The following is a 14,452-nucleotide window of genomic DNA, read 5'->3' on the forward strand; positions in this document are numbered from 1 at the left end:
TAGGTAACGACCTGAGCACAGGCTTGTTGCTCTTGTTGTACTGATGATCAGGAATAGACTCAATGGCACCTCGATGGTGACATGGTACATGCCAGAAAGTCATGGTGATGATTATATAAGAGAGATGGCCCTGAATGATATTGCTGCAAATCATTGTTTTTATGAGGTTAAATACCATAAAAAATGATTTGACAGTTTATTATCTTGCTGGTTGGTGTTTTGTTGGGCGGGTGATTGCCGCCCTGGTCGAGTCTGACAGCCTGATAGCGCGCAGTGGCAGGGTGTGGATTGCAGCCGATTAGATAACAGCAGCCAGATGGCAACCCTGGTTGATCGCACGCTTGGCATCCAGCTCGGCAGCGACATCCGCTCCTCCAATCAGGTGAACTGGCTTGGAACTGATCGAGTCAGCCAGAGTTCTCAAAGGGTCCTGTCCGGCACAGATAATCACATGATCGACGGGCAGGATTTCAGACCGACCTTCGACTTTGATATGCAACCCCTGATCATCAATTTTTTCGTATTCGCAGGAGTGCAGCATTTTTACGCCGCGCCTGGCCAGTGTTGAGCGATGAATCCAGCCGGTGGTTTTACCCAGATTGCTGCCCGGCTTCTGGCTTTTACGCTGTAACAGATAAACCTTACGTGCCGGTGTTTCGGTCGCATGTCCGGACACCAGTCCACCCCGGTGCCTGACCTCCAGATCAACGCCCCACTCCTCCATAAAGGCGACCGGGTCAAGGCTGGTGGACGAACCGTTCTGGGTCAGGAACTCTGACAGGTCAAAGCCGATGCCTCCGGCACCGATAATGGCAACAGTCTTGCCCACCTCAGCCCCCTGAAAAGCGTCCAGATAACTGAGTACTTTTGGATGGTCGATGCCTTTGATATCAGGCGTTCTCGGGGTGACACCGGTGGCGACAATCACTTCGTCAAAATCACTGGTGTCCAGGTCTTTTGCGACTACTTTCGTGTTGAGTCTCAGAGTCACTCCGGTCAACTCTATCTGGCGCTGGAAGTAGCGCAGGGTTTCATTGAACTCTTCCTTGCCGGGTACCGTTTTGGCAATGTTAAACTGCCCGCCAATCCGGTCGGACGCTTCAAACAGAGTGACTTTATGCCCTCTTGATGCCGCCGTTGTTGCAAAAGCCAGCCCTGCCGGGCCTGCACCGACTACGGCCAGTTTTTTGTGCGTTTCAGCAGGCAGGTAGTTCAGCCGGGTTTCATCACAGGCTCTTGGATTGACCAGACAACTGACAGGCTTCAGCTGAAAAACATGATCGAGGCAGGCCTGGTTGCAGCCAATACAGGTATTGATCTCGTCGGCGTGCTGTTGTTCTGCCTTGTTAACCCATTCCGGGTCTGCCAGGAAAGGGCGAGCCATGGATATAAGGTCGGCGTCGCCTTTTTTCAGAACTTCCTCAGCTGTGTCGGGCATATTAATTCGGTTTGAGGTGATGACCGGTATTGACAGTTCTGAACGGATTCGGGCAGTGACCGACGTAAATGCTGCCCGGGGAACCATGGTGGCAATGGTGGGAATACGGGCTTCGTGCCAGCCAATTCCGGTATTAATAATGGTGGCGCCTGCCTGCTCAATGGCTTTGCCCAGCTCTACAATTTCATCCCAGGTGCTACCACCTTTAACCAGATCAAGCATCGACAGGCGATAAATGATGATAAAGTGTTCTCCAACGGCCTGTCTTGTACGACGAACGACCTCTACTGGAAGTTTTATCCGGTTGTGGTAGTCGCCCCCCCACTCATCGTCCCTTTCATTCACTTCCCTGGCGATGAACTGATTGAGGAAATAACCTTCGGAACCCATAATTTCCACGCCATCATAACCCGCTTTCTGTGACAGTTTTGCACAGTGTACAAAGTCATTGATTTCTTTTTCGACTTCGTCACTGGTCAGGGCTTTGGGGACAAAAGGAGTGATCGGTGATTTTCTGGCACTGGGAGCAATAATGTCCGGGTGAAACCCATAACGGCCGGTATGCAGAATCTGCATACAGATTTTACCGCCTTCGTCATGTACTGCTTTGGTCAGGGGTAGATGGTGGTCGACGTCTGCCTCTGTACACATGGCTGCGGCACCGGGCATTCCTCCGGCTGCCTGGTTGGGCGCAATTCCGCCTGAGACAATCAGTCCTGCGCCGCCTTTAGCCCGTTCTGCGTAGTAGGCACCCAGCTCTTTAAACTTGCCCTGCTCTTCAAGATAGGTGTGCATAGAGCCCATGATGACGCGGTTCTTCAGAGTGGTAAAACCCAGGTCCAGAGGCTGGAAGAGATTTGGATACAGTGGGTGTACTTCAGCTGACATCGTTATTCCCCAGTGGTTTTTTGTTATTTTGACCGAGTATATCGCAGCCATTCTGCATAGTCTTTTCTGGTAGCTGTTATTGGTCGGCCTTAGTGATAGTCCTGATGGACGATGATCCGTTTTGAGCGGGTCGACAGAGTGCTGCATAAGCCTAACCGCAGGATTAAACCACGGGACGGGTACAAGATAAAGTGTGTGTGATTACCGGTGCTGCCGGTATCCTACAACTGGAGCACGGGCATGTGCATAGACCGGACGGTCACGAGCACTGATTAGCCGCTGCTGATTAAAAAAAGCCGAATGGGTAGCAACAAAATAGCCTGTGCGGTTTTTTTACTGGTAGTAACTCAAATCACAGGTTAGGTTCTACGATTTGTTGCGGTGCCAAGACAAACCCATAATATATTGTTGTCTAAATACCTTGCCAGATCGCGCGGCAGGGACTTTCTGGCATCTATCTCCATTGTGCCTATGCAATCTACAGACCCCATAGCAGCTTGGTATAGAGCAATAGGCAGGTAAGCGCAAATAGCCCCTGAAAAAAAACGTGCCGAGCGACGAAGTTCACGTGGTGGACTGGATTGGCAGCTCTTATGAAGGTATTCTGCATAATCCATTGCTTTATTGCCATAGGAGGAGTCTCCAAAAAAGGACGTGAGAATGGATGAGGTGTTGTAAACACCGGGATTCAATGTATGGGTATGACCGCGATACTCTGTATCCGGGTAGCAGGTAACCCAAATATTGCCTATCGTTGCGGCTTTGCCGGCAATCTCTTCATTGAGAGCACCCTTTAAGCGATACACATAGTCACAGCCGGCATGGGGCTGATACAGGCTTCTCTCAAAACCCAAAGCTGTAACCTCCAAAATATAAGGCCTGTACGTTTTATGAATTTGAGAAATTATGGCTGCATGGGTAAACAGGCCGGAAGATGCAGACTCCCCTTTTGACATAATGATAATGTCACCTTTCCGCAAGTTTCCAATATAAATTCTATCCATCAGTAAAACCTCATTCTTTCGTTACTGCACACGATTAACTTAGTGCAGCTAAGCGCTAAAAACCATGCATGCAAAACCTTCGTCATCCCCGCGAAGGAGGCTGTCGCGAAACCCTAAAGGCGCAGGAAGAGGGTGACAACAATGTTGTACTGTTCTTAATGTCGATAGTCTATATATAACTCCCCTAATAGTCAGAATATGGTTTGCATTTGGTCAGGTTTCTTCCGGCTTGCTTCATGAAAACCTTACAGAAAGTTTTTGTTGTTGTAGCCATTCAAGCCAGCCAGTGTGTGGCAGGAATGAACGTCCACATTGGTCTGGTTAAAGTTCGGCACGATGGTTTTTGTTTTTATCATGCCGTGGCAAAGGCGATAGGTGAAGAAACAGGCGGACGTCCACTGTTCGAGCGTCTGCGCACCTTCCTGAGTAATGAAGCCAGTGCCTCCACTCATCCTATGCTGGAAGCCCATTTAAGTGATGCGGTGGTTGGCAGCAGCATTGGCACTCTGGCAAATCAGCTTGCCTCTACTCCTCCTTCACTGGCCAACCGTGACAGCTGGGCGGGTATGCCTGAGCTGGTGGCAATGGTGCAGATGTTGGGGCAGCCGGTTCTGGTATGGCATGTGAATCAGGATTTACGGGTGGATGAACACAGCCTGCTGGTAACGCCCGACAGCATTTTGCCAGTGTTTTCCATTGAAGAAGGTGCAGACGCAGGCATTCCTGCCATACAGCTTGTACATGCGGGCAGTGAGTGGTGGCCTCTGGAAACAGATGACTCCTTGCAGTCCTGGGGTTCTGGCTGGGAGGCATACAGGGACCAGGTTTCAGGGGTTCTGCACGAACAGCTGACAGCTGAACATACAGGACCTGATCTGGATGAAACTGACAATGATGCGACGCTATGTGAGGGGTGGGTCTATTTGGTCGGTGAATATGTGCCGGAAGACCTCTTGATTCTTGACAGGGGTAGTCTGGGCGCTCTGCAGGAAATAATTTTTGCTGCCAGCTTGCCGTCACTGATGGAAGCGTATCTCTACATGAAGATTGAGCTGAATCATGCCATCAGTGAGTCAGATGATATCTCTGATCCCGGATTTCACTGGGCCAATAACCGTTTTGAGCAAACGACCCGCCTGGTTGACGATGTCAGTCGAACTCTGGTTTTGCCGACCACCATCAGGATCATTGAAACCTCCATGAGCAATTATCTGGCGGCGACAAATGTAAGACCAAAAGATTTTATGGGATCGCTGTTACCGACACGTCGCTTAGTCTGGGACACACTTTCACTGTTTCAAGGGTTGATTAACAGGATAGTGCAGCGCTCAGGAGGGCTGACATTTTCCGGGATTTATTCTTCGTATCTGGCTTGCAGTCAGAAGTCTGATACCACCAGTACCAGACAGTTTGATTTTTCTGGCACTTCATTTGCCTCTCTGCCATCCGGACAACAACATCCCGCCCGTATTTCAGTGGTGCAGGAAAGAGTTGTTATTCCCTTTGATAAAGCAAATCCTGTGCACCATATTCTGTTTAGTCTCTATGTCAGTGCAAATACTTTCCAGCTGGTGAATCATTGCCTGACCTTATCGGTTCTGCAGTCATCTGACCGGGAACTGGCAGAGCTATTTGGTATGCCTCAGGCGTCCTTAGCCAGATCAATGATAAAGTCCCAGATCAAAGAGTATGAAGTTGTGCTTAGGCGTATTCGGGCAGTGATTCATGCTTTAGGCCATCGTTATTACCCAGATTACTGGCAAGCTGATCGCTATCAGGCGATTAGCATCTGTGAAGGCAGAACCATTGTGTTTCACAGCGATGATTTTCAGCCCCGGGAAGGGTGGAGTCATTGGCAAATCCCTGACCCAGAGGAGGACGAACATTGAGAAAGGTTGTTTGCAAAACGTTTGATTTACCAGCTGGCACCCAGACCAAACATTAAAGTGCTATCGTCTTTTTTCTTGCCGGGTTGTGGGTCGTTATCATAGTCATAATCCAGTTTCACAATAAGATGCAGTAAATCAATGAGCTGAACCCTGAAGCCAGTGGAAGTCTGGAACAGCCAGCTCTTTTCTTTAAAGCGATAATAGATATCCTGGTTATGGAACAGGGTCACCCAATCCCACAACAGCTGGTCGTAGTTGAGTTTCCATTGGCCTGCTCCGCTGTTGTTCTTTTTTTCAGGGTCTGAGAATTTTTCCCAGATATAGCTTGGTCCCAGTTCCATTCTCAGGTTGAGATCGGGTTCATCGTAGAATTGATGACCCAGGCCAACGCCCGCCGACGTACGGTAATCCAATGATTTTATGGTGTCTTTTTCCCAGCCAAGATTTCCACTCAGATACCAGACAGGATTAAGAAAACGGTTGTAACCGTATTTCAGCAACCAGCGGTCTTTCAGTTTTTTTTTATCGTCTTCTTCGTAATCAAATTTCCAGTCCAGAGTGTTGCGATTCCTGTAGTCCCGGGCAGCGAACTGACCATCAGCATTAAAGGCGTCTTTTTTGGTATTGCCCCGCTGATAGCTCAGATAAGCATTGGCATTACCAGACCAGCGCCATTGATCGCTGTCAGGGGCTATGTTACTGACGCTGGCAAGTTCTGACGGATCGGCCGGGCGCATCTGTGACTCGTCAGGGCTGACCAGCTGAAGCTGTTGATTAATGGTTTCCAGTTTCCATAGGCTAAATGAACTTTCCCCTTTGAACCGGATCCACACAGGCTTTTCAGAGTCCATGGAAGCAATATCTTTCAGTGGTATAAGCAGTTTGCCATAGCCACTGTCTACCTCCAGTTTATCGTCTTTAATGCTGAGAACCTGACCAGTTATCACGCTGCCATTGTGCAACTCAACTTTGTCGGCTTTAAGATAAGCGGCGGATGTCAGGCAATAGACAAACCCGACAGCCTTAAATAGATGACCAGACCTGTGCATTATCGACCTCTCATCGATAATTAAATTAACAGGTAAAGATTAGGTTAAATGGCTATCATGCGTTCAAAATTCTTCTGGCAGTGCGTAAGAACAAGCAACGGCAGCTGGTGGGGAAGGACGCCGTTGCGGTTGAGTTGCTGAAGCGTTTTCTGTCAAAGGGCTGAAAGGGCTGAAAGGGCAGGCTTGATGTTTAAAGGCTCTCAACCGCCTGACGAATACGACGAATACCTTCTTCTAAAAGCTCACGGTTGCAGCCAAAATTAAACCGCAGAAAGTTTTTATCGCCAAACTGCTCTCCCGGAGACAGGCCAACACCGGCCTGTTCAAAGAATCCATGAGGGTCATCCAGCTTCAGTGCGCTGACATCAATCCAGGCCAGATAGGTCGCTTCCAGTGGTGTCATGCTCAGGCCGTCAATGGCATTGATTTCCCTAAGTAGCAGATCGTGGTTGCCCCGCAGGTATTCCAGCAGGCACTGACGCCAGGCTTCTCCGTGCTGGTAAGCCGCTTTGGCAGCGGTGAAGCCGATCAGCATATTGTCCGGATCGGGGACAATACCTTTGCGGGTACGCTGGAACTGCATTCGCAGCCTGCCATTGGGAATAACGGCAAAGGCGCAGCCAAAGCCTGCCACGTTGAAGGTTTTGGAGGGCGACATCAGGGTAATAGAATGCTCCCGGGCGTAGTCACTGACAGAGGCATAGGGAATATGCTCACAGTTCGGGTCGAGGATCAGGTCGCAATGCACTTCATCGGAACAGACAATCAGTTTGTGCTGCTGACAGACCGCGTCAATGGTTTCCAGCTCTTCCCGGGTCAGGACCCGTCCATTAGGGTTTTGTGGATTGCACAGCATTAAAAGCCTTGTGTCGCTTTTCAGATCCTTCTGAAACTGTTCAATATCCAGTTGCCACCTGTTGTTAACCAGCTTCCAGCGCAGACCAGTCATTTCCCGCGCCGACAGCTTGGGTGCCATCAGAAAGGGGTAATAAACCGGGTAGGGTACTGCTACGGTTTCGCCTTCAGCGGCGTAGCTGCGGGTGGCAATGTTCAGAGCGGTAACCAGACCGGGTGTCCAGACCAGCCACTCTTTTTCAATATCCATGTGGTACAGGCTGCGGAAGCGGTCAACCACCACTTCTTCAAGCTCATCACCGGCGTTGGTGTAACCAAAGACACCGTGTTCAATACGGTCGTGCAGGGCTTCGAGAATCTCCGGAGCTGAACGAAAATCCATATCGGCTACCCAAAAGGGCAGAATGTCCCGGTTTTTATATTTATCCCATTTCAGGCTGGATGTGTTGGTTCGATCAATCTTTGGATCAAAGAGAGGATTAAATTCTCCGGACACCGTGTTGTCTTCCTGCGTTCTGATTGTGATCCTGTTGCCTGAATACTAATCGCATTAGCAACACTCTAAAACCCGTTTTTTTGTATTTTCTCAATAACAGTCAACCTTGGACAGCAAAGAAGGGCATTAGACTTCTTAGAGAAGCGGCAGCTCAGGCGATAAATGGTTGTTTGGCTAGACTGGACCCCCTGAGATGACTGGCAAAGCGGCAGTTTGTGAACAATTCTGAAAGAGAGAACCTCCGCAGTCGCTGTAATGGGGTCGCTGTAATGGAGTCGCTGTAATGGAGTTGCTGTAATACTGATGTCAAAAGGTTTATTTCTTTCTGTTTTCGCCAGCGGCCTGCTTGGCTTTCTGTGCATTTTGCCACTCTGGCTGGTTGATTTTTCTGCCGTTGAAATTGTCTTTGGCCGCTTTCTGGTGTTTGGCCTGCTGACCCTGCTGGTTCTGCCATACCGGCGCGATACCCTGAAACGATACGATACCGCAGCCCCTCGCTCCCGCTGGCAAAACGGTTTAATTCTGGCGCTTACAGGGCATATTGGTTATTACCTGTTTTTGATTTTGTCGATCCGGTCACTGGGTGGCATGGCCGCCTTTTTGCTGGTAGGAACCCTGCCCATCTTATTCAGCCTGTCTCACCACAGTAAAGGCGTACACTATCCGGTCAGCCATAAGCTGGCTCTGTTCATGCTGTTCTGTTCACTGGTGCTGCTGATGTTTGACAAAGCCGCCCTGGTGGAAGACAGCTCGAATAAAGACCAGTTTGCTAACGGTGTTATCTGGCTGCTGCTGGCGGGAAGCTGCTGGTTGTGTGCTGCAAGCCGCCAGGTCTGGATTGTCAGGGCGTGTTCGGGGATTGACCGTTCCAACCATTTGATGATGTCCGGGCTGTGTACCAGCCTTGCCCTCATTGTGCTGTTGCCACTGGCTCTGGTTGGGGAAGGCGAGTGGCGGCTGTTCACCCAGCCAGATGGCAGAAACTGGTACGTTTTCTGGTTCGGGATGATACTTGCCGGTGTCTTCTGTACTCTGCTGGCGCGGGTTATCTGGAATAACCGGCTGGCATACGCCAGTGATTCGGTTCGGGCCGGTGCAATGGTGTCGGAACCTCTGATGATTGGTGTACTGTTCTTTCTGCTGGAAACCCGCTGGCCTGACACGGTTGAATGGAGCATCATTGCCCTGTCAGGATTAGCGTTGTGGCTGTTTTATCGCAAGATTTGAGATAACAATCAGACCGGAAGAGTGTTGACTTCTTCCGGACAGAACGCCATCAGGTATAAAGGTTTCTAATCAGCTCCGGGTAAGCTTCAAGGATGTCATTGTAGTTGCCACTGAAGATGACCTTGCCTTGTTTCTGTTCCAGCTGATATTCATACATCGGGTCATAGTATTCCGTTAGCAGACTGGCAATGATTGGTCGGTAACCGTTAATGTCATTGTTGTCACGATGATTCTGCAGGGCACTGTCCAGCAGGTTGGTCAAGGCCTGATAACGGGCTCCGCCAAGACGTCTGCGAATGCGGTACAGGCTTCCGGTCAGGCCTTCGCTAAACTGTTCAAAGCCTGATTCCTCCCCGTAGACTCTGATAAAGTCAGCCAGGTTGTCCCGGACGTACTCCTGTAAGCCCACCTCAACCCGTTCTTCCACACTGGTTTCGAGCAGAATAATGGGCGACTGCTGCATTTTATCCCGCATGGGCTGACTCAGGCTGCAACGACCAATCAGTTTGCTTTCGTCTTCCAGCAAGGCAGGGTGTCCTGACTTCTGATTCAGATGTTTCAGCAGAGCAATGGAGAGACGGTTTTCAAAGTTGATCTGGGTAGGTTGTCCACCACAGCGACGGCCAAAGCTGGAACCACGGTGGTTAGCCAGCCCTTCGAGGTCGATGCTGTCACTGATTTTCTGGAGCAGGCGGGTTTTGCCGGTTCCGGTTTTACCACTGAGGGTAACAAACGAACAGGTCTCGACCGAGGCTTCCAGCTCGTCAATCAGGAAGCGGCGCAGGGCTTTGTACCCCCCCTTGATTAACGGGTAGTTAACGCCCGCCTCTTTCAGCCATGCCTGGGCCAGGTGGGAACGCTGGCCGCCACGGAAACAGTAGAGGTAGCCTTCGGGGTGCTGGTCGGTGAATGCTTTCCAGCTCTGCAGGCGGGCTTTACGAACGTCATCGGTCGCCAGTTCATAACCCAGGGCGAAGGCGGCATCCTGCCCTTCCTGCTTATATCGGGTGCCGATTAGCTCGCGCTGGTGGTTATCGAGAAGAGGAACATTCTGTGCGGTTGGAAAAGCACCCTGTTCAAACTCCACAGGAGCTCGCACATCCATCAGCGGTGTGTCGTTCAGGAACAGGATTTTAAAGTCGTCGGTATCCGATCGCGTCTGGCTCATACTAAACATTAGTCAGGCAAAACGAAGTAGTTTGGTATTAAACAGGTGGTTAGCGCAAGTTCGGATTATGGCGATGGAGTATTGTTCCTGACCATATCGATCAGGTAAGGGGCTGCGCCAGGGTGTTCTTTAAGGTAGCCTTCAATGCCATTGGGCAGTTCTGTCACAAAACGGTCGTCATGTAGATACCAGTGGTTATTCTGGTGTTCAAGAGTGACATAATGACCAGAGTCAACTGATTCTCCTCCCAGATGCACTACGACCGAATGAATTTTAAAAGGCACCTGTTCGGTATTTAAAGTCTCGGTATTCAGGATTGGAAGACGTGTTTCCGTCTGATTGAGAATAAACTCTCTTGCCGCTTTGGTTGAGCGAAGCCCCTTCTGTCTCGCCCAGTCGTAATCAAACAGCTTTGCCTGAATGCGAATGCGCCGCATGTCCTGAGGAGCCGGGTTGCCCAGACTGGCTGTTTTGAGTGAGCTCAATTTTGTTTTTGTGACATGCTCAACCTGAATGCCGTTCTCATTTGTAATGCGCTTGTCTTCCCATTCGACTTTGTTGTCGCCATCCATCACCTCTGACTCAGGCTCGAAGCAGTTGACCAGAGACGAACCTGTTTTCAGGGTTATTGGATAATACAGCGTGGAATGTCCTGTGTGGTGTCGTCGACGGTTGTCTTCAAGGCTGCAGGTGGTCTCGAAGCGACACAGTTCCTGAGTTGAGTCCCTGAGTCCCAGCAGATCAATCAGGCAGGCTGCAAATGCCTGAGAGTCCTGTTGGCTCTTGCCACCCTCGACCAGCAGAGTCTTCATCGTCCGAGCTTCGTGGGAGTCTACTAAGAGGCCGAACAGAACCAGGTTTTCAAGCAGGGTCTGCTGGAGTGTATCAACATCGGTATCAACGGTATGACCCGTTCGCTGTGCAATAACAGCGTTGGCAAGTTTCAGGAAGGACGTCATGACATCTTTCTGCTCAGATGGTTTTCCGACAAAGGCCTCTTGAATATTCAACAGGTCTTCTGGAGCAAGGCCTACAATGATTTGTTTCAAAGCGGCATTGGCAAAGCAATTGACGCCGTTGTGGTTTCTGAAACCGGGTGTATTGGCTGGAGTAACCGCTATGAATGGCATTTTATCGACAGGGATGGCGCCCTGGCTGGCTTTGACAGTTTGTTCGTCCCCGGGCGCTTCCGCAACAGGAATCTGTGGGGGATTACACGGGGTAATTCTGGCTTTAATGGAATCTTCCTTTGTTTTCAGAAAATTCAGCATTTCGTCTTTCACGGCCGGCAAGTGGAGGCTTCTTGCTTGTTCATTAAGGAAGTCAGGCAGCTTGGTATTTTCAGTTTCGATCAGATAGAAATTCAGAACTTTTTTCAGAAGGGTCAGTTGCTGTTGTTCTTCTTCAAGGGTTGTCGGTAAGGTGTTGCCATGTCTGGAAAAGCAGGTAAAGCTTATGCGCCCATAAATGTCTGCCAGTAAGCTGTGGAACTCTCTTTTTCCTTCGGGGGATGTCAGGTTGACCTTTGAGGCGGGGTCACAAAGGCCATTAAAAAATGTTTCAAGCTTGTCCATTGCGCCCAGTATTTGTGCGCCGGGGGTATTCAGAGTCTTTTCCAGCTGTTCAGCAAGGCTTTCCAGAGTAGTACTTGAAAATGCACTGACCTGCTCTTGAACGGCTTCTTTATTATTGAAGTCCTGTTCAGCCTTTTTTGCTTCTGCCTCATAACGTTCGGGTCTCACGGTTTCAGCCAGCTGTATTTTTCGCATGGTCAGAAGTCTTGGCTCTATTTGGCCCAGAGCCGATGCCATTTGGTCAGCGACAAAAGAAAAATAGGTGAAGCGTTGTTCCAGTGCTTCAATGTTCTGCCATTTCAGCCCCATAAAAGACCAGGCTGGTAATAACTGGCCCTGATCGTCAAGAGTTGGACTGTAATCCTTGTAGCCCTTTCTTATAAGGTCGTCACACTGATGCTTCCATCGAGTGATTTGTGAGTAGCCTGCATCCATACCCGAATCTCCGAACAGCAGCTCTATTTGCTATGAATAGTCGTTATGACTAGTCGTTCAGTTAAATAGGAGTTACATAAAGGGGTAAAGTTCCGTCAGGATAGTGCTGCCTTGTTAGATGTAATAACTAAACGTTAAGCGCTGCTTGCCAGCTTGTTGAGTTGCAGGCGTTTCAGCCCTGATAAATCCTTTTACTGCACTTGCAAACTGCTCGCCAAGTTCTCACAATGTGCCGCTTATTTCTGGCCGGGTCGAGTGATCGGCCTGCCACTGTCATTGCTTTTTCTATTGCTCTATGATGGTTTTACGGCAACCCCTGGTATGGGTTGCCCGACATGCGTTCGCAGCCTCTGGTATGGGCTGCAATGAACGGAAAACAAGCAGCTTCTGGTACGAGCTGCCACTGAACTGAACAACATTTAAGGAAATTTCCCATGCCTGTAATTACGCTTCCTGACGGCAGCAAGCGCGAGTTTGCTGAAGCTGTTTCTGTAATGGAAGTCGCCCAGGATATCGGTCCTGGCCTGGCTAAAGCCACCCTGGCTGGTCGTATTAATGGTGAACTGGTGGACGCCAGCGCCCTGATCAGCGAAGACTCCGAACTGTCCATTATCACCTCCCGCGATGAAGAAGGTGTTGACGTGATTCGTCATTCCACCGCTCACCTGCTGGCGATGGCGACCCAGGATCTGTTCCCGGGGGCTCAGGTGACCATTGGTCCGGTGATCGATAACGGTTTCTACTACGACTTCTCTTACGAGCGTGCCTTCAATATGGACGATCTGGAACAGATCGAGAAGCGCATGGGTGAACTGGCCAAACAGGACATGAACATCGAGCGTGTTGTGATGTCCCGCAGCGAAGCCATCAGTGCGTTCAAGGCGCTGGGGGAAGAGTACAAGGTTGAGATCATCAACGACCTGCCAGACAGCGAAACCATCTCTGTTTATCGTCAGGGTGAGTGGATGGACCTGTGCCGTGGCCCACACGTACCGTCCACCGGAAAGCTGAAGGCTTTCAAACTGATGCGTGTTGCCGGTGCCTACTGGCGCGGTGATTCCAGCAACGAAATGCTGACCCGTATCTACGGTACTGCCTGGGAAGACAAAAAAGCCCTGAAAGCGTACCTGAAGCGTCTGGAAGAAGCCGAGAAGCGTGACCACCGTAAAATCGGTAAGCGTCTTGACCTGTTCCACATGCAGGAAGAAGCGCCGGGTATGGTGTTCTGGCATCCAAACGGCTGGGCGATCTATCAGGAACTTGAGCAGTACATGCGCAAGAAGCAGATTGCCTGGGGTTATGAGGAAATCAAAACGCCATTGATGGTAGACCGCTCGCTGTGGGAAAAATCCGGTCACTGGGACAAGTACAGTGACGATATGTTCACCACGAACTCTGAAAGCAAGGACATGGCGATCAAGCCGATGAACTGCCCTTGTCACGTTCAGGTCTTTAATCAGGGCCTGAAGAGCTACCGCGACCTGCCACTGCGTCTGGCTGAGTTCGGCTCCTGTCATCGTAATGAAGCGTCCGGTGCGCTGCATGGTATCATGCGTGTTCGTGGCTTTGTTCAGGACGACGCTCATATTTTCGTAACAGAAGACCAGATTCAGCAGGAAGTGTGTGACTTCATCGATATGCTGCACGAAGTGTATGCTGACTTTGGTTTCACCTCTGACAACATGCTGTACAAACTGTCGACCCGCCCTGAAAAGCGCGTTGGTTCCGATGAAATCTGGGACAAGGCTGAAAAAGCCCTGGCCGAAGCGCTCGACGCCAAAGGCCTGCCATGGGAAGAACTGCCGGGCGAAGGCGCTTTCTACGGACCTAAAATCGAATTTTCCCTGAAAGACTGCATTGGCCGGGTATGGCAATGTGGCACCATGCAGGTAGACTTCTCCATGCCGGGTCGTCTCGGAGCCGAATACGTTGACGAAAATGGCGAACGTCAGACACCGGTTATGCTGCATCGTGCTACACTGGGTTCCTTCGAACGATTTATTGGTATCCTGATTGAGCACTTCGAAGGTGCAATGCCTGCGTGGCTGGCACCAAAGCAGGTAGCGATTCTCAACATCACCGATCGACAGGCTGATTATGCCTCTGAACTTGACGCGCGATTAACCGAAAACGGCTATCGGGTAAAAGCGGACTTGAGAAATGAGAAGATCGGCTTTAAAATTCGCGAGCACACCTTAAACAAGGTGCCTTATCTCATCGTTATTGGAGATAAGGAAATGGAAAACAGAACCGTTGCCGTTCGTACCCGTACCGGGGAAGACCTTGGTACAATGTCTGTCGAGGCATTTGTCGAGCTGCTGGCAGCGGACGTTAACAAGCGTGGCCGAACTGCGTAATCGACACCAAATTCCGGTTTGAGACGATTTTTTTACTGAAAAGTTTAAGTTGTTACGACTCAAACCGGATAC

At 50.1% G+C, this 14,452-nt stretch carries 9 protein-coding genes; 3 read left to right on the forward strand and 6 right to left on the reverse strand.

What is annotated here, in order from left to right; genetic code table 11:
- Window positions 1–298 precede the first annotated feature (298 nt).
- Window positions 299–2,326 carry an NADPH-dependent 2,4-dienoyl-CoA reductase gene (locus tag NX722_RS02110; protein WP_262566507.1) on the reverse strand — a complete coding sequence of 676 codons (2,028 nt, stop codon included), beginning with the start codon at window positions 2,324–2,326 and terminating at the stop codon, window positions 299–301.
- Window positions 2,327–2,685: 359 nt separating this feature from the next.
- On the reverse strand, window positions 2,686–3,330 hold the full coding sequence (locus NX722_RS02115) for a hypothetical protein (protein WP_262566508.1): 645 nt from the start codon (window positions 3,328–3,330) through the stop codon (window positions 2,686–2,688).
- A 236-nt stretch (window positions 3,331–3,566) separates the two neighbouring features.
- Between NX722_RS02115 and NX722_RS02120 the strand changes: the two genes are divergently transcribed.
- On the forward strand, window positions 3,567–5,219 hold the full coding sequence (locus NX722_RS02120) for an OTU domain-containing protein (protein ID WP_262566509.1): 1,653 nt from the start codon (window positions 3,567–3,569) through the stop codon (window positions 5,217–5,219).
- A gap of 26 nt (window positions 5,220–5,245) precedes the next feature.
- Here the strand turns inward: NX722_RS02120 and NX722_RS02125 are convergent, their stop codons facing one another.
- Together NX722_RS02125 and NX722_RS02130 are read right to left on the reverse strand one after the other, a co-directional pair.
- Window positions 5,246–6,268: a DUF481 domain-containing protein gene (locus NX722_RS02125; protein ID WP_262566510.1), complete on the reverse strand. Its 1,023-nt coding sequence runs from the start codon at window positions 6,266–6,268 to the stop codon at window positions 5,246–5,248.
- Between the two features lie 190 nt (window positions 6,269–6,458).
- Window positions 6,459–7,619 (reverse strand): MalY/PatB family protein, encoded by a 1,161-nt coding sequence (locus tag NX722_RS02130; RefSeq protein ID WP_262566511.1) that lies wholly within the window; start codon window positions 7,617–7,619, stop codon window positions 6,459–6,461.
- Between the two features lie 303 nt (window positions 7,620–7,922).
- Between NX722_RS02130 and NX722_RS02135 the strand changes: the two genes are divergently transcribed.
- A complete protein-coding gene (locus tag NX722_RS02135; protein WP_262566512.1) occupies window positions 7,923–8,846 on the forward strand; it encodes a hypothetical protein in 924 nt (307 codons plus the stop codon).
- Window positions 8,847–8,895: 49 nt separating this feature from the next.
- Here the strand turns inward: NX722_RS02135 and mnmH are convergent, their stop codons facing one another.
- Window positions 8,896–10,014, reverse strand: a complete 1,119-nt coding sequence (mnmH, locus tag NX722_RS02140; protein ID WP_262566513.1) for a tRNA 2-selenouridine(34) synthase MnmH — start codon at window positions 10,012–10,014, stop codon at window positions 8,896–8,898.
- Between the two features lie 65 nt (window positions 10,015–10,079).
- Entirely contained in the window at window positions 10,080–12,023 is a 1,944-nt protein-coding gene (locus tag NX722_RS02145) for a ubiquitin carboxyl-terminal hydrolase (protein ID WP_262566514.1), read from the reverse strand.
- 434 nt (window positions 12,024–12,457) lie between these two features.
- Between NX722_RS02145 and thrS the strand changes: the two genes are divergently transcribed.
- Complete coding sequence (thrS, locus tag NX722_RS02150; RefSeq protein WP_262566515.1) at window positions 12,458–14,380, forward strand: threonine--tRNA ligase; 1,923 nt, start codon at window positions 12,458–12,460, stop codon at window positions 14,378–14,380.
- Window positions 14,381–14,452: the final 72 nt, after the last annotated feature.

It is taken from the genome of Endozoicomonas gorgoniicola (assembly GCF_025562715.2).
Taxonomy (GTDB): domain Bacteria; phylum Pseudomonadota; class Gammaproteobacteria; order Pseudomonadales; family Endozoicomonadaceae; genus Endozoicomonas_A; species Endozoicomonas_A gorgoniicola.

Coding starts and splice junctions, on each gene's coding strand:
- NX722_RS02120 (WP_262566509.1), top strand. CDS start 3,567: ATGAAAACCTTACAGAAAGTTTTTGTTGTTGTAGCCATTCAAGCCAGC.
- thrS (WP_262566515.1), top strand. CDS start 12,458: ATGCCTGTAATTACGCTTCCTGACGGCAGCAAGCGCGAGTTTGCTGAA.
- NX722_RS02145 (WP_262566514.1), bottom strand. CDS start 12,023: ATGGATGCAGGCTACTCACAAATCACTCGATGGAAGCATCAGTGTGAC.
- NX722_RS02125 (WP_262566510.1), bottom strand. CDS start 6,268: ATGCACAGGTCTGGTCATCTATTTAAGGCTGTCGGGTTTGTCTATTGC.
- NX722_RS02115 (WP_262566508.1), bottom strand. CDS start 3,330: ATGGATAGAATTTATATTGGAAACTTGCGGAAAGGTGACATTATCATT.
- mnmH (WP_262566513.1), bottom strand. CDS start 10,014: ATGAGCCAGACGCGATCGGATACCGACGACTTTAAAATCCTGTTCCTG.
- NX722_RS02110 (WP_262566507.1), bottom strand. CDS start 2,326: ATGTCAGCTGAAGTACACCCACTGTATCCAAATCTCTTCCAGCCTCTG.
- NX722_RS02135 (WP_262566512.1), top strand. CDS start 7,923: ATGTCAAAAGGTTTATTTCTTTCTGTTTTCGCCAGCGGCCTGCTTGGC.